Source organism: uncultured Allofournierella sp., assembly GCA_944382705.1.
Classification (GTDB): Bacteria; Bacillota; Clostridia; order Oscillospirales; family Ruminococcaceae; genus Allofournierella.
Genome location: CALWNE010000044.1, coordinates 1 through 15,560, shown reverse-complemented (window position 1 = coordinate 15,560; position 15,560 = coordinate 1). Strand labels below are relative to the sequence as shown.

General features: G+C 58.4%; 15 protein-coding genes. 9 read left to right on the top strand and 6 right to left on the bottom strand.

Annotated features, from left to right (window positions below):
- The first annotated feature begins 35 nt into the window (after positions 1-35).
- From ychF to ACH2EM_RS06420, 3 genes are all read left to right on the top strand, one after another.
- Positions 36-1,148 (top strand): redox-regulated ATPase YchF, encoded by a 1,113-nt coding sequence (gene ychF, locus ACH2EM_RS06430; protein WP_395151311.1) that lies wholly within the window; start codon positions 36-38, stop codon positions 1,146-1,148.
- A 25-nt stretch (positions 1,149-1,173) separates the two neighbouring features.
- Positions 1,174-1,860 carry a 5'-methylthioadenosine/adenosylhomocysteine nucleosidase gene (locus ACH2EM_RS06425; RefSeq protein ID WP_395151310.1) on the top strand — a complete coding sequence of 229 codons (687 nt, stop codon included), beginning with the start codon at positions 1,174-1,176 and terminating at the stop codon, positions 1,858-1,860.
- 122 nt (positions 1,861-1,982) lie between these two features.
- Entirely contained in the window at positions 1,983-2,900 is a 918-nt protein-coding gene (locus ACH2EM_RS06420) for a LysR substrate-binding domain-containing protein (RefSeq protein ID WP_395151309.1), read from the top strand.
- A 196-nt stretch (positions 2,901-3,096) separates the two neighbouring features.
- Here the strand turns inward: ACH2EM_RS06420 and ACH2EM_RS06415 are convergent, their stop codons facing one another.
- Both ACH2EM_RS06415 and ACH2EM_RS06410 read right to left on the bottom strand, forming a co-directional pair.
- Positions 3,097-3,558: a hypothetical protein gene (locus ACH2EM_RS06415; protein WP_395151308.1), complete on the bottom strand. Its 462-nt coding sequence runs from the start codon at positions 3,556-3,558 to the stop codon at positions 3,097-3,099.
- Between the two features lie 268 nt (positions 3,559-3,826).
- Complete coding sequence (locus ACH2EM_RS06410) at positions 3,827-5,053, bottom strand: extracellular solute-binding protein (protein ID WP_395151307.1); 1,227 nt, start codon at positions 5,051-5,053, stop codon at positions 3,827-3,829.
- Positions 5,054-5,218: 165 nt separating this feature from the next.
- On the opposite strand from ACH2EM_RS06410, the gene ACH2EM_RS06405 reads away from it, so the two are divergent.
- Positions 5,219-6,385: an alanyl-tRNA editing protein gene (locus ACH2EM_RS06405; RefSeq protein ID WP_395151306.1), complete on the top strand. Its 1,167-nt coding sequence runs from the start codon at positions 5,219-5,221 to the stop codon at positions 6,383-6,385.
- 22 nt (positions 6,386-6,407) lie between these two features.
- Entirely contained in the window at positions 6,408-7,166 is a 759-nt protein-coding gene (gene trmB, locus ACH2EM_RS06400; RefSeq protein ID WP_395151305.1) for a tRNA (guanosine(46)-N7)-methyltransferase TrmB, read from the top strand.
- A gap of 111 nt (positions 7,167-7,277) precedes the next feature.
- Here the strand turns inward: trmB and ACH2EM_RS06395 are convergent, their stop codons facing one another.
- The gene (locus tag ACH2EM_RS06395) at positions 7,278-7,547 is read right to left on the bottom strand and encodes a Dabb family protein (RefSeq protein ID WP_395151304.1); all 270 of its coding nucleotides are present in this window, start codon (positions 7,545-7,547) and stop codon (positions 7,278-7,280) included.
- Between the two features lie 3 nt (positions 7,548-7,550).
- On the bottom strand, positions 7,551-8,831 hold the full coding sequence (locus ACH2EM_RS06390; protein ID WP_395151303.1) for a DNA polymerase IV: 1,281 nt from the start codon (positions 8,829-8,831) through the stop codon (positions 7,551-7,553).
- A gap of 180 nt (positions 8,832-9,011) precedes the next feature.
- On the opposite strand from ACH2EM_RS06390, the gene ACH2EM_RS06385 reads away from it, so the two are divergent.
- A complete protein-coding gene (locus ACH2EM_RS06385; RefSeq protein WP_395151302.1) occupies positions 9,012-9,827 on the top strand; it encodes a putative ABC transporter permease in 816 nt (271 codons plus the stop codon).
- 80 nt (positions 9,828-9,907) lie between these two features.
- Here the strand turns inward: ACH2EM_RS06385 and ACH2EM_RS06380 are convergent, their stop codons facing one another.
- Complete coding sequence (locus tag ACH2EM_RS06380; RefSeq protein ID WP_395151301.1) at positions 9,908-11,326, bottom strand: lipopolysaccharide biosynthesis protein; 1,419 nt, start codon at positions 11,324-11,326, stop codon at positions 9,908-9,910.
- Positions 11,327-11,429: 103 nt separating this feature from the next.
- Positions 11,430-11,966: a M48 family metallopeptidase gene (locus tag ACH2EM_RS06375; RefSeq protein WP_395151300.1), complete on the bottom strand. Its 537-nt coding sequence runs from the start codon at positions 11,964-11,966 to the stop codon at positions 11,430-11,432.
- 335 nt (positions 11,967-12,301) lie between these two features.
- Here ACH2EM_RS06375 and ACH2EM_RS06370 point away from each other — a divergent pair, with 335 nt between their 5' ends.
- The 3 genes from ACH2EM_RS06370 to nrdG all read left to right on the top strand — a co-directional run bounded on the left by ACH2EM_RS06370 (position 12,302) and on the right by nrdG (position 15,402).
- On the top strand, positions 12,302-14,587 hold the full coding sequence (locus ACH2EM_RS06370; protein ID WP_395151299.1) for an anaerobic ribonucleoside triphosphate reductase: 2,286 nt from the start codon (positions 12,302-12,304) through the stop codon (positions 14,585-14,587).
- A gap of 131 nt (positions 14,588-14,718) precedes the next feature.
- Complete coding sequence (gene nrdD / locus ACH2EM_RS06365; protein WP_395151298.1) at positions 14,719-14,865, top strand: anaerobic ribonucleoside-triphosphate reductase; 147 nt, start codon at positions 14,719-14,721, stop codon at positions 14,863-14,865.
- A 3-nt stretch (positions 14,866-14,868) separates the two neighbouring features.
- Positions 14,869-15,402, top strand: coding sequence for an anaerobic ribonucleoside-triphosphate reductase activating protein (gene nrdG, locus ACH2EM_RS06360; RefSeq protein WP_395151297.1), 534 nt, complete (start codon positions 14,869-14,871; stop codon positions 15,400-15,402).
- Positions 15,403-15,560 lie beyond the last annotated feature (158 nt).

The window sequence follows — 15,560 nt, the reverse complement described above, 5'->3', positions numbered from 1 at the left end:
CCCGGTTCATGGGTGTTCTGGAGAGGAATCATCCGATGAAATTAGGTATCGTGGGTCTGCCCAATGTGGGCAAAAGCACCCTGTTCAACGCCATCACCAGCACCAAGAATGCGGCAGCCGCCAACTATCCCTTCTGCACCATCGAACCTAACACCGGCATTGTGTCGGTACCCGACGCCCGGCTGGACAAGCTGGCCGAAATCTGCAATACCGAGAAAAAAGTTCCCGCTATTGTGGAATTTGTGGACATTGCCGGCCTGGTAAAGGGCGCATCCCAGGGCGAGGGCCTGGGCAACAAGTTCCTGGGCAACATCCGGGAATGTGACGCCATTGTCCATGTGGTGCGCTGCTTCGGCGGCACCGACATTGTTCATGTGGATGGCAGCGTGGACCCCCTGCGTGACATTGAAACCATTGACACCGAGCTGATTCTCAGCGATTTGGAGGTCGTTTCCAACCGTGTCGCCCGCTTTGCCAAGGCCGCCAAAACCGGCGACAAAAAGGCTGGGGCCTCCGCTGCCTGGCTCCAGGAGCTGGCCGAGCACCTGGGCAAGGGCAAAAACGCCCGCAGCTTCCCCTTTAACCAGGACGACGAGGACCAGATGCTCCAGCTCAAGGAGATGGGCCTGATTACCGTAAAACCGGTAATTTACGCCGCCAACATGAGCGAGGACGACCTGATGAGCGGCATGAACGAGAATGTGCATTACCACGCCGTGCAGAAGCTGGCCGCCGAGGAGGGTGCTGAGTGCATTCCCATCTGCGCCAAAACCGAGGAGGACATTGCGGACTACACCCCCGAAGAAAAGAAGGAATTCCTCCGTGAAATGGGCATCGAGGCCACCGGTCTGGACAATCTGATTAAAGCCAGCTACTCCCTGCTGGGCCTGATTTCCTACCTCACCGAAGGCAAGAAGGAATGCCGCGCCTGGACCATCCGCCGGGGCACCAAAGCACCCCAGGCCGCCGGTAAGATTCACTCGGACTTTGAGCGGGGCTTCATCCGTGCCATCGTGGTAAGCTACGCCGATTTTGCCGCCTGTGACTTTAACATGGCCACCGTAAAATCCAAGGGCTTGCAGCGCACCGAAGGCAAGGAATATGTAATGCAGGACGGCGACATCGTCGAGTTCCTGTTCAATGTGTAATATCCCCAGGCAGGAGGAACAGCATATGGAAATTTTCGGCATTATGGGTGCCATGCCCGATGAAGTGGAGCAGCTTTGCGCCCAGCTGGACGGCGTGACCATTGTCCCCTATGCAGGGGTGGAATACCATGTGGGCCGTCTGGGCGAAAAAGAGGTGGTTGTTTGCTGCGCCGGTATGGGCAAGGCCAACGCCGCAGCTACCACCCAGGTGCTTATTACCAAGTTTGGGGCACAGCGGATTATCTTTTCCGGCATTGCCGGCAACATGACCAGCAAAATCGGCATTGGTGATGTGGTGGTGGGCAAAACCGTGGTTTACCACGACGCCCAGGACGACATGATTGCCCAGTCCGCTCCCTTTACCGCCCAATATGAGGGTGACCCTGCCCTGGTGCAGGCAGCCATGGAGGCCTGCCGCCAGGCAGGGGTAACTGCTCTGAAGGGCAAGATTGCCACCGGCGACCAGTTTGTGGGCGACAGTGCCACCAAAGAAGCCATTGCTGCCAAAACCAGCCCGGACTGTGTGGAGATGGAGGGCGCCGCCGTCTGCCAGATTGCGGCAAAAAACAATGTGCCCTGCGTGGTGCTGCGGGCCATGAGCGACAATGCCGATGAAGAAGGCCACGAGCGCCTGGTGGTGAAGGATTTCAGCATCAGCGAGTATGTGGCCACCGCCACCCGCATTGTGTGTGCCATGCTGAAAGCACTGTAATGGATTCATCTTCCGCTTTTAAAAAACCTTCCCGGCACGGGGCAGCCCTGGGCTGCCCCTCGTGCCGGTTTTTTGGCTCTATTCGTTATGTTTTTTAAAATACTACGAAAGAAGGAGTGCCCATGCTGAACATCAACCTCAAGCAGCTGGAGGTGTTTGTCACCGTGGTCCAGCTGCAAAGCTTCACCCTGGCTGCCCAGCAGCTGTACATCACCCAGTCCACCGCCAGCACCCATGTGCGGGGCTTGGAGCAGCAGCTGGGGGGCGATTTGTTTGTGCGGGGCAGCAAGCGGCAAACCGCCCTTACCCCCCTGGGCGCCCTGATTCTGCCCCGTGCCCAGGAAATTCTCACCCAGTGTACCCAGCTGGAAAATCTGGCACGGCCCAACCAAAACACCGACCTGCTGTGTCTGGCCGCCTCCACCGTGCCCAGCCGGTGCCTGGCTCCTGCCCTGATGGCAGGTTTTTCGGCACAGATGCCTCAATGCCGTTACCAGCTGCAGAATGCAGACAGCCAGAAGGTCCACGAGCTGCTGCGCCAGCGCACCATCCGGCTGGGTCTGGTTGGCACCCGTCTGCTGGAGGAGGGCTGCACCTACCAGCTTCTGTGTCAGGATAAACTGATTCTTGCCGCTCCCGCCCTGCCCCGGTACAGTCAGCTGGCCCAGAAGGGCGCACTGGGCAGCCAGCTGCTCACCGAGCCCATGCTCTGCCGGGAGGAAGGCTCCGGCACCCACCAGCAGCTGCTGCGGTATGTGGAGCAACTGGGAATGGATACCCAGTGCCTGAACATCGTGGCCCGCATCGAGCAGCCCCAAACCATTTTGGATGCAGTGGCCCAGGGGCTGGGGGTTACGGTCTGCTCCGCCCTGTACGCCAAGCCCTGGATTGATGCAGGGCGTATTCTTGCCTTTGAATTGCAGCAGGAAAGCCTGTACCGGGGCCTATATCTGGTCTACCGGAGCGACAGTATGCTTTCCGCCTGCGAAAAAGCCTTTGTGAATTTCTGCCGCCAGCACGCTCCCTTTTCTCCCCTGTAAGCTTAAAGCGCCCCGGTTTTGCTCCCCCTGGGCGTTCAGGGCAGCCCTTTGCCAATGGGCCAATAGGCTGGTTTTTTTGCCCGGCATTGCACCGGCCCCACGCTCAAACTAATCCTCATAGGCAAAGAGCCATCCTGTAAATTTACAGGATGGCTCTTTGTTTATGGGGTTGCTTGCCGGTCTGCGGATTTGGTCTTTACAAAAAACGCCGCATATCCTGGGCCGTGCGTTCCTCAAACTGCTGAAGTTCATCCAGCAGCTTTTTTGCCCCGGAACTGGCACCAGGGTAGTCTTTGCGGGCCTTTTCGCAGTCCATAATGCCCTGGGTGGCTCCCTGAATCACCATATCCGCCAGATTGCGGTTGCTTTTGTCTGCAATGGTCTGGCTCCAGATGCCTACCTTGGTGGTCAGCCGTGCAAAGGGAGTCTGGCCCTCGCTGCGGCCGCCGCAGGCTTCAATGGCGGTGTGGGCTGCTTGGTTCAACCGGCGGTACTCCTTTTGCTGGTTCAGAAAGCTGGCTCGCAGGTTGCGGTCCTGGGTCAGTTCAATCAGCTGATCCATGGTGTTTTTGCCCATTTCAGTGTTGGCAACCACGGCATTGAGGACTGCCTGGTTATCGGTCATATTCTGCTGGATGTTTCCGTGTGGATATGCCATAAAAAAATCCCCCGTTTCTACCAAGTCATGGGTGCGCAATCGTGCGCCCTTCTTCCTAAGTATGCACGGGGGCTTTGCAATTTATACAGCTGTCTGGCCTTTTGGAGCCGGTTGGCTGCGGCACTGCTGCCCTCTCCTGCAAGACAGCCGGGCCAGGCCCCTGCAACGGGCTGGAAACTGGCATAACCGCCCGGCCATCCTAGCACCAGCGGCTGTTGCTGCTGCTAGGGCTTATTCCATAGCAGCCAAGGCAAAAGAAGGCCCTATTTTATTCCGCCCCCAGCAGCACCGCCGCCTGGTTTTGCAGGTCACTGCGCACATAGTCCGAAAGGGCTGCTGCCAAATCCGGCAGATGCCCCTCCTGGGTGGTTGTGGCAGCGGGCAGCTGGCTGGCTGCTGCGGGGTTGGTGTAGGCCCAAAGCAAAAATGCCTGGGCCTCCTTCTGCTGCTGGCTCTCCGCCTGGCTGGATACCATCAGCCAGCCCTCTGCCGCCTCAATGGGCCAGCGCAGCTGGTCCATTGCAAAGCCTTCACCGCTCAGGCTTTCGGCGGCAAACCCAAAGGGAACGGGCACCAGGCATACTTCCTGGGCCAGCTGGGGCTCCATCAGCTTAATTTCACTGGTGCCGGTACGGTAAAACAGAGCCTGCCCCTGGGCAAAGGTCTGCAACGCCTGCTCCTGGCTCAGCTCCAAGGCCTGGCTGCTTTGCAGCCGGCCCTGCGGGCCTGCCATGGCGCTGGCTTCCAGCTTCATCAGCTCCACCAGTGCCGTCAGGTTTTTTTGCAGCGCCGCTGTATCCTCCTGGGTGCGGCTGGCCACCTGTTCCGGGGTTGCAAAGCAGGTTGCCAGCACCGGCGTGAGAACGGCCCCATTGTAGGCAGTGGAGCCCGCAAAGGTAAACACACCCGCCAGCTGGCCCAGCTCCGGCCCAGGCTGGGCGGGCAGCCGGTAGCTGCGGCCTGCCAGCACCACCGAAACCGCCTGGGGCTGCTCTATCCATGCCTGCACCGTCTGCACAAAGGTCTGCCATTCCTCCCAGCTGGCGGCCGCCAGCCGGGCTGGGTCAAAACTGCTGCCCAGCAAAGCCCGCAGCATCCGGGCATCCGCCAGGTATCCGTAACTGCCGCCGCCAAAGGGCAGCCCATAGCAGCTGTTCTGGGCACTGCGGCCTGCCGCAGTCATCAAAAGGGGCACCTCCTGGGCCAGGTCCACCGCTGTTTGGCTGGTGGGCAGCTGATAAGTTACTACCAGGCCGGGCGCAGCGTCCGGCTGGTTTTGCTGGCTCACCACCTGTACCCCGGTAGCCTGGCTGTACGCCTGCAATGCCCCTTCCAGCAGCCCCTGGTCATCCTGTACATACAGCACCCGCTGGGTCTGCTGTTCCTGAACCTCAGCGGACGCTGTGGGTGCCTGGGGCACCCATTGCAGCTGCTGCACGCTGCATCCGGCCAGCAGCAGTGCGCTGCACGCTATGGCCGCCATTTGCTTCATCATATCTGGCATTGCTCCCTTGCTGATTTGTGTTTGGTTCCAGTATTCTTTATTATACAACGGCCTGTGTCCCCTTCGCAACCAAAAGGGCCGCTCTGCGGTGACATTCCGCCCAAAGTGTGTTACAATAAAACATTATGTACCAAGTGCCGAAAGGAGCCCCTGCCCATGTGTGAGCCTCTTTATTACAGCCAGCCGCCGGTGCTGGAATTTACCGCTTCCGTCACTGGCTGCCAGCCCTGCAAGGAGCTGTGGGAAGTTACTTTAACACAAACCGCCTTCTACCCCCAGGGGGGCGGCCAGCCTGCCGACCGGGGCGCCCTGAACGGGCTGCCGGTGCTGGATGTATACCACAAGGAAGGCCAGGTGGTACACCTGCTGGAAGCTCCCCTGGAGCCCGGCCTTGAGGTGCAGGGGCTGGTGGATGGGGATTACCGGCTGGAGATGTGCCAGCAGCACACGGGAGAGCATATTCTCTCCGGCCTGCTGCACCAGATGTTCGGGGTGCAGAACCTGGGCTTTCACATCGGGCAGGACTACCTGACCATGGATACCAGCATCCTCCTTACGGCCCAGCAGCTGGCCCAGGCGGAGGAGCGGGCCAACCAGATGATCTGGCAGGATGTTCCCGTACAGGCCCAGTGGTACCAGCCCCACCAGCTGGCCAGCCAGACCTACCGGAGCAAAAAAGCACTGGAAGGCCCGGTACGCTTGGTTACGGTCCCCCAGGCAGATTGCTGCGCCTGCTGCGGCACCCATGTGCAGCGCACCGGCCAGGTGGGCCTGATTAAAATCATCCAGTGGCAGAACTACAAATGCGGCGTGCGGCTGTTTGTGGTGTGCGGCGTGCGGGCCTACCGGGAGGTATGCAGCCAGCAGGAGCAGGCGGTGGCCATCCGGCGCATGCTCAGCGTTACCCCCCAACAGCTGGCCCAGGGCGTGGAGCGTCAGCAGCAGGAGCTGGAGGCCGCCCGCTTCCGGGCCGGTCAGCTGGAACAGCAGCTGTTCCAGGCCCTCAGCCAGCAGGTGCAGCCCGGCCAAGCCCCCGTGCTCATTCAGCCGGACCTTGCCCCCCAATCCCTTCAGCGGTTGTGTGCCGCCCTCACCCAGCGCACCCAGGGGCTGTGCGCCGTGTTCAGCCCTCTGCCCCAGGGCGGGGCCCTGTATGCCCTGGCCTGTGCCGATGCCCAGGCGGATTTGCGCCCCCTCTGCCGTGAGCTGAACCAGGCTTTTGAGGGCCGGGGCGGCGGCAAGCCGGGCTTTGTGCAGGGCAGCATCCAGCAGGATGCCGCCAAAGCTGCCGCTTATCTGCAAACAATCATCTCAAACACTTAAAAATAAGGAGAAATACCCCACCATGAGAATGCGATTTAAACCCTACGCCCGCCCCGAACTGCTGGCCTGCCCCTTCCACGCCCACGAACCGCTGGAAAACAAGGGCCGCTGGCACAGCGTATTTGCCCGCCCCCAGCAGCCGGTTCATCTGGAGCTGGGCTGCGGTAAGGGCGGTTTTCTGGCTCAGCTGGCCAGCCGTCACCCGGACATCAACTACCTGGGCATTGATATTACCGATAAGGTACTGATTCTGGCCAAGCGCAACATTGAACGGGTGTACCAGGAAAAGGGCCTTGTGCCGGACAATGTGCAGATTATGAGCCTGGACATTGAGCGCATTCTCAATGCCTTCAACGAGCAGGACCAGGTGCAGCGCATCTACATCAACTTCTGCAATCCCTGGAACAAAAAGCTGGCCCACAAAAAGCACCGGCTCACCCACACCCGCCAGCTGGCACTCTACCGCACCATTCTGGCCCCGGAAGGTGAAATCTACTTTAAAACCGACGATGACGGCCTTTTTAAAGACAGTCTGACCTACTTTGAAGAAGCAGGCTTTGAAATTATCTGGCACACCTTCGACCTGCACCAGCAGGAGCCGGAATGGAACATCCGCACCGAGCATGAGCAGATGTTTACTCAGCAGGGCATTCCCACCAAGGCTTTGATTGCCATCAAACGGCCCATGACCGCCGAACAGGTGGAGCAGGCCATCACCCGCCGCACCCAGCTGGATAAAGAAGAAAGCGCCGCCATCCGGGCAAAGCTGGGCATCCGGTAAACAGCCTGTGCTGCTGCCGCCCAGCAACCCTTTATAGCACAAACAGCCGAACCCCCTGCCGCAAAACAGGATAGTTCGGCTGTTCTTTTTATGGTGGGCAAAAGGCCGGATTCAGCACTCAAAGTCGCACACTGTGCGCTGGCTTGCAATGGTGGCCACCCATTCCTTGATTTTTACATGGGGTTCATAGGCCTGATAGTCCTCTAGACCCTGGCGGTCGGTCAGCTGGGCGATAAGTGCCACATCGCTGCCTGCAAAGCCAAGCCCCACCTGGGCACTCACCAGGCCAGGGGCACGGCCCACCAGACCCTCCAGCTGCCGTTTTAATTCCGGTGCCTGGGTCTTATCCTTCAAGTTCCATAATACAATGTGTGTTACCATGGGTTATTCCTCCTGTTTTTGTATGGGTGGGGGTGCGGCAAAGGCTCTAGGCTGTTCCTCCCGGACGGGTTCAATGCCCAGGCTGCCCAGCCCCAGCTGGTTGTTCAAAATGCCCCCTGCACCAATGGCGCCCCGGCCATATTTGCTGCGGATGGCATCCAGGCTTTGCTCCAGCCGTTCCCGCTTTTTGTCCGGCTGGGGAACCTCCTCCAAAAAGCTCTGCTGCACCGCAAAGGGCTCGGTGGTCAGGCTTTGGGCGGTTACGGTGAGCATCCGCACCGGCTGGCGCATATCCCAATGCTGGCGCATCAGCTGCCAGCAACCCTCCGCCAGTTCCTTGGCCAGGTGGCTGCTGGTGGGCAGCTGCTTTTGCCGGGTGATGGTTTTCATGGCATCGTCCCGCACCGTCACCTGCACCGCCCCGGCCCACAGGCCCTTGCGCCGCAGCCGGGCGGCCACCTCGTCTGCCAGCACACCCAGTGCCAGCTGAATTTCCCGCTGGCCCACCAGGCTACGCTTAAAGGTGGTGCCGTTGCCCACACTTTTTACCGGTTCCCGCTCACCATAGCGGCGCACCGGCTCATCGTCCAGCCCCTGGGCATACCGCACCAGCTGAAGGCCCTGGCGGCCCAGCAGCTGCTCCATGGCCCCAGGGTCCGCCTGGGCCAGCTGCCCAATGGTGTAAATCCCCTGCCCGGCCAACCTCTGGGCAGCACTGCGGCCCACATACAGCAAATCCCCCACCGGCAGCGGCCAAACCAGCTGCCGGAAGTTTTGTGGGGTGATAAGGGTGGTGGCGTCCGGCTTTTTGTAGTCGCTCCCCAGCTTGGCAAACACCTTATTAAAGCTCACCCCCACCGAAATGGTCAGCCCGGTTTCCTGGCGCACCTTCTGGCGCAGCTGGTCCGCCAGCTGCCAGGGACTTTTTGCAAACAGCTGCCAGCTGCCGGTTACATCCAGCCAGCTTTCGTCAATCCCAAAGGGCTCCACCCTGTCCGTTACCGAATAGTACAGCTCATTCAGCAAACGGGAATAGCGGGTGTAGTCCTCCCGGTGGGGCGGCAGCAGTATCAACTCCGGGCAGGCCTGTTTTGCCTGCCAGATCACCTGGGCCGTTTTAACGCCCCGCCGTTTGGCTGGCTCGTTCTTGGCCAAAATAATGCCCTGTCGGCTTTCCGGGTCGCCGCATACAGCCACACATCGCTCTCGCAGTTCCGGGTGGCGCAGCAGCTCCACACTGGCATAAAAGCTGTTGCAGTCACAGTGCAAAATCCATCGTTCCATCCCGGTGCTCCCCCCCTTTGTACCACTGGGCTTTGCAGCCAGAGTTCTGCTTTGTTCTTTTTATATAGTATAGCACGAATTTCTTTGCGGCGCACCACTTGCAGCCCCAGCCGGAAAGGAGTATACTAAAGCCCTGCAATCTCTGCGCAAGGGCTTTCCCTGCTTTGAAGGAGGTTTTTCATGTCTTTTAGTGTATACCAAATTTTATGGTTCTTTTTTGTTTATTCCTGCCTTGGCTGGTGCATGGAGGTAGTGTTCCACACCGTTACCACCGGCGAGTGGGTAAACCGGGGGTTTTTAAACGGCCCCCTCTGCCCCATCTACGGCTGCGGCATGGTGATTGTGCTGCTGGTGCTCTGGCCATTGCGCCACCACATTCTCCTGCTGTTTTTGGGCAGCGTCCTGCTTACCAGCACTCTGGAGCTTATCACCGGCTGGGTGCTCAAAACCCTGTTCCACACCGTCTGGTGGGACTACTCCCGGGAGCGGTTTAACCTGGGCGGCTACATCTGCCTGCGGTTCAGTGTGGCCTGGGGTGTGGTGGGGGTGGGGGCAGTGCTGCTGCTTCATCCACCCATTCAAGCCCTCATTGACCTGATTCCCCTTACCTTGGGCTGGGCACTGCTGGGTATATTTTCTCTGGTGCTGCTAGTGGACGGCATTGTTACCCTGGTCACCCTCATCGGCATTCAAAAGTATCTGGGAGAAATCCAGCACATCAGCCAGCTGCTGCGCCGGGGCAGCGATGCCATCAGCCGGGGCCTGAGCGATGTAACCCTGGCTGCGGACGAACGCCTGGAAGAAGGCCGTCAGGCTCTGCCCTTAAAGGTGGCCGAGCTGCAAATCCGCCGGGATTTCCTGATGGCCCAGCTTACCGACACCCGCCTGTTCCGGGCAGGCCGCCTGCTGAAAGCCTTCCCCCATATGCGCAGTGTGCGGTACGGCCAGGTGCTGACCGAGCTGAAAAAACGGCTCCAAAACACCCTGCACCGGTAAACCAGCCGGGCTTTCAGCTTACAAACAACATAAAAAGACCTTGTGCCCCAAAAGGCACAAGGTCTTTTTAATTACAGGATTCAAGCCCTTCTGCGGCGGCGCAGCATCTGGCGGGCGGTGGTCAGCAGGTCTTTTAAGCCTGCAAGGCAGACCACTGCGGTAATCATAGTACACCACACCGGCCAGCCGGGGACCTCCATCTGCATGAGCACGCATTCCAGGCCAATCAGCAGCAGGTTAAAGCTCATCCAGCCAAATTTAAAGCGCATGGGCAGCAGCTTGCGGGTGGTAACAATGCGCAGCACAAACACCAGCAGATAACTTACCATGCTGGCAAACCCAGCCGCAATGGGACCAAAGAAGGGCAGCATTGCCATGCTGACCACGCAGTTGAGCACTGCACCGGGCAGCATGGTGGTAAGGGAGAGGGTGCTGCGTTTTTCCACCATATAAACGCTGCTCAAAAACTGGTTGAAGCAGTTAAACAGGGCCCCCAGGGTAAGCAGGGGCACAAACTGCCAGGCGTTGTAGAAATTTTCTTTAAACAAAAACATCAGGGGCCGGCACAGCAGAATAATACCGGAACAGCAGCAGAACAGCAGGGTTTGGTACAGCCCGAACACCTTGGAGAAAAAGGCCCCCCGGCCCTGTTCCTCGGTTACAGCAGAAAGCTGCCAGGCTTCGTAAAAGATGGTACCCATAACCGTAAGAATGGTGGGCAGGAAGCTGCCCACACTCAGCAGGCCCGCCCAGTATTCACCGGTGTTGCCGCCGTAACCCTCGCAGAGAATCTGCACAAAAAACAGGTTGCTGGCACTGATGACCCAAAAGCTGATTTGGGCCGGCACCATGGGCAGGGCATATGCCATCATCTTTTTCCACATGGGCAGGGAGAAGGACTTTAGCCGCAGATACCGCTGCAAATCTGCCACCACAAACACAAACAGGCTGCTGAGAGCATCGCTGCAAATCACCGCCAGCACATAGCCCTGAGCCCCCATGTGAAAGCCAGATAAAAACAAAATCATAAAACCCAGGTTTGCGGCACTGCACAGCACACCGTCCACCGCCACCAGCCGGTTCAGCTGACGGCTGCGCACAAACTGAGTACACAGGGTACGCATACAGCTCATGAGCACATGAAGGTAAAGCAGCAGGGCATACTCACTGAACAGCGGTATCAGCTGCAATAGCGGGTAACACACAATCATAAGGGCAAACCCGGCCCAGATGGTAAAAAAACCGTTGGTAAACACCTGTCGCTTGTCGTTGCTGCGTTCCAGGCCAAAGCGTATAATTGCAAAACTCACACCCATGCTTACCAGCGGAATCAGCAAAAGTCCAATCTGCTGCACCAGCTTGGTGATGCCCACCTCGTCCACCTCGCCCATGGCAAAGGTGATGTAGGGCTGCAAAATAATGCCGAGCAATTTGGAGGAAAAGCTGCTCAAGGCAAACAGTACTGTGTTGCTCATCAGCCGCTTATACTTACTGTCCAATCCAAAAAGCCCTCCTTTCTTTGTGGCAGATCCCGGCCAAGGCCGGTTGTTCTATTATAACCTTTTCCCCGGCAAAAGTCACCTGCCCCGGCAAAAGTCCTGCTTACTGGCGCAAAAGGGCTCTGCGGCAGGCATAATCCGGCATAAACCGGGCCACCAGCTGCCAAAAGGGCGGCTGGTGATGGGGGTGCACAAAGTGGCAGTACTCGTGCAGTATCACATACTCCACCGCCTCCAGAGGCTGCACCGCCAGCTGACGGGCCAGAGTAATGCGCTTTTTTTGCAGGTGGCACACACCCCATCGGCTGGTCATGTCCCGCACCACCAATTGGGGCGGCTCGCCCCCCAGCACCTGGGCAAAGGCCGGGTAGATGCGGTCGCTGATGGGCTCAAACAGCGCCAGGCATTCCTCCTTGCTGGGCAGCGGGGGCTGCTGGCTGCGCCGGTTAATTTTTTGCTGCGCAGATACAATCCAGGCCAGGTGGGCCGCCATAAATCGGTCAATCTCCTGCTGGGGCAGGCGATGGGGGGCACTCACCGCAACAGTACCGTCCTGCCGTACCCGCAAATTGATGTTTTTTACCGCCTTGCGGGTGAGCTGATATTCCAGCCCTGCAAGGGTGCAAAGTTGTGGTTCCATGGGCTAAACCTCCCTGCTTTATAAACCTGGTAATGACCTTTTTATTGTATCACATAGGGGCACATTTGGCATTCGTCAAGTCATCATAACGCACAAAAAAAGCCGCAAAAACTTTCTCTTTCTTGCCGCCCTCCGCACTTGACAACCACTATATCTAGGTGCCATAATAGTAGCCGTACCCTATATACCCCAAAATACAGGTGCCGGTAATTTACCGGCTGTATTTTTTCGGCCCCGGCAGTTCGGCGTATTTTGCCCTGCTGGGCCTTTTGTTGCTCAGGCTTTTGGCCCTATCAAAGCAACGGTTCACCATCAGGAAAAGGAGACTACGAGCCATGATTAAAAGTGTTGTCAAACGGGACGGCCGGGTGGTTTTATACGATCAGGAAAAGATTGTAAATGCCATTATGAAATCCCTGGAAGCTGCCGGAGAGGGCGATTTTACAGAGGCAGGCCGGGTGGCTGCCCGGGCAGCACGCCAGCTGGAGCTGGACTGCGGCGACCAATCTCCCCAAATTGAGCAGATTCAGGACGCAGTGGAAACTGCCCTTATGGATACCGGCCATGATGCAGCGGCCAAACAGTACATTTTGTACCGGGCCAACCGCACCCGCATCCGGGAAGCCAACACCTCCCTGATGAAGACCATTGACGAAATCACCAATGTGGATGCCCGTCTCAGCGATATGAAGCGGGATAACGCCAACATTGACGGCAACACCGCCATGGGCAGTATGCTGCAAATTGGCACTGCCGGTGCCAAGGCTTATAACGCCGCCTATCTGCTGCGGCCAGAACAGGCCAAGGCCCACGCCGAGGGTGACATCCACATCCACGACTTTGATTTTTACTCCCTCACCACCACCTGCTGCCAGATTGATATTCTGCGGCTGTTCCACGGCGGTTTTTCCACCGGCCATGGCTTCTTGCGGGAGCCCAACAGCATTGGCAGCTACGCAGCCCTGGCGGCCATTGCCATCCAGTCCAACCAGAACGATCAGCACGGCGGCCAGAGCATTCCCAACTTTGATTACGGCATGGCCGAGGGCGTTCGCAAAAGCTTTGCCCGGCTGTACACCAGCAAGCTGGCCGAATGCATTGAGGATATTTTAGAGCTGGAGGATTGCAGCGCCCTGGCCAAGGAAGCTGTGGAAAAGGCAAGCAGTGCCATGGGCCAGCCTCCCCGGCTGGGCACCAATGTGCAGGAGTTTGACCAGCTCACCGCCCAGGCCCTTGCAGACAGCGGCCGCCTGGAGGAACGGGATGCACACCGCCTGGTGGCAAGCGCCCGCCGCCGGGCCCACCGCCAGACCAACCGGGATACCTACCAGGCCATGGAAGGCTTTGTGCACAACCTGAACACCATGCACAGCCGTGCCGGCGCCCAAACTCCCTTCAGCAGCATCAACTACGGCACCGATACCAGCCCCGAGGGCCGGATGATCATCCGCAATATTCTGCTGGCGGAGGATGCCGGCCTGGGCCATGGCGAGACTCCCATCTTCCCCATCCATATCTTTAAGGTGAAGGAAGGGGTTAACTACAACGAGCAGGACCCCAACTACGACTTGTTCAAGCTGAGCATGAAGGTGAGTGCAAAGCGGCTGTTCCCCAACTATGTGTTCCTGGATGCGCCCTTTAACCTGCAATACTATCTGCCCGGCCGCCCCGAAACCGAGGTTGCAACCATGGGCTGCCGTACCCGTGTTATGGGCAATGTGTACGACCCTGAGCGGGAAATCAGTTACAGCCGCGGCAACCTGAGCTTTACCTCCATCAACCTGCCCCGCCTGGCCCTGCTGGCCCAGAAGGACGAAGCCCTGTTTTACAAAAAGCTGGATGCCATGATGGAGCTGGTAGCCCAGCAGCTGCTGGACCGCTTTGAAATTCAGGCTTCCAAGCGGGTATACAACTATCCCTTCCTGATGGGTCAGGGCGTCTGGCTGGATTCCGACCAGCTGGGCCCTGCCGATGAGGTGCGGGAGGTGCTCAAGCACGGTACCCTGTCCATCGGCTTTATCGGCCTGGCCGAAACCCTCACCGCCCTGTACGGCCATCATCACGGCGAAAGCGATGAGATGCAGCAAAAGGGCCTGGCCATTGTGCAGCATATGCGGGACTTCTGCGACCGTAAGAGCCAGGAGCTGAAGATGAACTTCTCGCTGCTGGCCACCCCTGCCGAGGGTCTGTCCGGCCGTTTCACCCGCATGGACCAAAAACGCTTTGGCAGCATTGAAGGCGTTACCGACCGGGAATATTACACCAACAGCTTCCACATTCCCGTGTGGTTTGCCATCTCCGCCTATGATAAAATCCAAAAAGAAGGCCCCTACCACGCCCTCACCAACGCTGGCCACATCAGCTATGTGGAGCTGGACGGCGACACCGCCAACAATCTGGAAGCCTTTGAAAGCGTGGTGCGCTGTATGCATGACAGCGGCGTGGGCTATGGCAGCATCAACCACCCCGTAGACCGTGACCCGGTGTGTGGCTATGTGGGCGTAATTGGCGATACCTGCCCCCGGTGCGGCCGCCGCAGCGGCGAGGCCATCAGCCCGGAACGGCTGGCCGAGCTGCGCAAAAAATTTCCCACCGTGCCCATCTTCTGTGGCTGTGAATAATCCATTCCGGCCCTGTTGATTCAGTTATGTATCCAAACTCTGCCGCTGTGTGCTCAGCGGGCAGCGGCAGAGTTTTTTCATGGGCTTTTCGCCCCCGGCGCAAAGCCCCCAACCCTAAGGAGGTATTTGTTATGGCAGCAATGCAGAAACAGTCCGTTGTAGGCAAGGATGTACCCTTCGAGCGTATCCGCCGCATCACCGGCTATCTGGTGGGCACCATGGATAAGTGGAACGACGCCAAAAAGGCCGAAGAGCGCGATCGCGTCAAGCACCTGTAAGCCATGCTTCAGATTGCAGGTTTTGTAAACGACAGCATTGTGGACGGCCCTGGCCTGCGGTTCACCGTGTTTTTTCAGGGCTGTCCCCATCACTGCCCCGGCTGCCACAACCCGGAAACCTGGCCCTTTGAGGGCGGTACCGGGTTTACCCCCCAGCAGATTTTGCAGATGGTGCAGCGCAATCCCCTGTGCCGGGGCATCACCCTTTCGGGTGGGGAGCCCTTTGCCCAGGCCGGGCCGGAACTGCTGGAGCTGGTGCAGCTGGCCCGCAGCAGCGGCTACGAGGTGGCCAGCTATACCGGTTACACCTTTGAGGAACTGCTGGAGGGCACCCCTTATCAAAAAGCCCTGCTGGAACAGCTGGACATCCTGATTGACGGCCCCTTTGTGCAGGCAGAGCGAAGCCTGGAACTCCGGTTCCGGGGCAGCCGCAATCAGCGCATTTTAAATGTGCCAAAAAGCCTTGCAGCTGGTGCCCCTGTGTGGGAAACCGCCGAACGCTGGGTAGGCGAGCCGGAACAACCGCTGGTCTGGTAAGCATCAAAAAAACCACCGCCCAAAGGGCGGTGGTTTCAGCTTGTAGAAAAACCTGCTTTGGCAATCAGACCAGAGCAGGTTTTTGGTTTGTAAACAAGAAGGAAGATGGAAAAAGCAGCGAAATGTTGGGCGTATTTTCGCGCAATCTGGACCGTTTG

What these genes read in the sequence shown, in the direction of transcription:
- ychF (WP_395151311.1), top strand. Translation starts at nt 36, where the DNA reads ATGAAATTAGGTATCGTGGGTCTGCCCAATGTGGGCAAAAGCACCCTG.
- ACH2EM_RS06425 (WP_395151310.1), top strand. Translation starts at nt 1,174, where the DNA reads ATGGAAATTTTCGGCATTATGGGTGCCATGCCCGATGAAGTGGAGCAG.
- ACH2EM_RS06420 (WP_395151309.1), top strand. Translation starts at nt 1,983, where the DNA reads ATGCTGAACATCAACCTCAAGCAGCTGGAGGTGTTTGTCACCGTGGTC.
- ACH2EM_RS06415 (WP_395151308.1), bottom strand. Translation starts at nt 3,558, where the DNA reads ATGGCATATCCACACGGAAACATCCAGCAGAATATGACCGATAACCAG.
- ACH2EM_RS06410 (WP_395151307.1), bottom strand. Translation starts at nt 5,053, where the DNA reads ATGATGAAGCAAATGGCGGCCATAGCGTGCAGCGCACTGCTGCTGGCC.
- ACH2EM_RS06405 (WP_395151306.1), top strand. Translation starts at nt 5,219, where the DNA reads ATGTGTGAGCCTCTTTATTACAGCCAGCCGCCGGTGCTGGAATTTACC.
- trmB (WP_395151305.1), top strand. Translation starts at nt 6,408, where the DNA reads ATGAGAATGCGATTTAAACCCTACGCCCGCCCCGAACTGCTGGCCTGC.
- ACH2EM_RS06395 (WP_395151304.1), bottom strand. Translation starts at nt 7,547, where the DNA reads ATGGTAACACACATTGTATTATGGAACTTGAAGGATAAGACCCAGGCA.
- ACH2EM_RS06390 (WP_395151303.1), bottom strand. Translation starts at nt 8,831, where the DNA reads ATGGAACGATGGATTTTGCACTGTGACTGCAACAGCTTTTATGCCAGT.
- ACH2EM_RS06385 (WP_395151302.1), top strand. Translation starts at nt 9,012, where the DNA reads ATGTCTTTTAGTGTATACCAAATTTTATGGTTCTTTTTTGTTTATTCC.
- ACH2EM_RS06375 (WP_395151300.1), bottom strand. Translation starts at nt 11,966, where the DNA reads ATGGAACCACAACTTTGCACCCTTGCAGGGCTGGAATATCAGCTCACC.
- ACH2EM_RS06370 (WP_395151299.1), top strand. Translation starts at nt 12,302, where the DNA reads ATGATTAAAAGTGTTGTCAAACGGGACGGCCGGGTGGTTTTATACGAT.
- nrdD (WP_395151298.1), top strand. Translation starts at nt 14,719, where the DNA reads ATGGCAGCAATGCAGAAACAGTCCGTTGTAGGCAAGGATGTACCCTTC.
- nrdG (WP_395151297.1), top strand. Translation starts at nt 14,869, where the DNA reads ATGCTTCAGATTGCAGGTTTTGTAAACGACAGCATTGTGGACGGCCCT.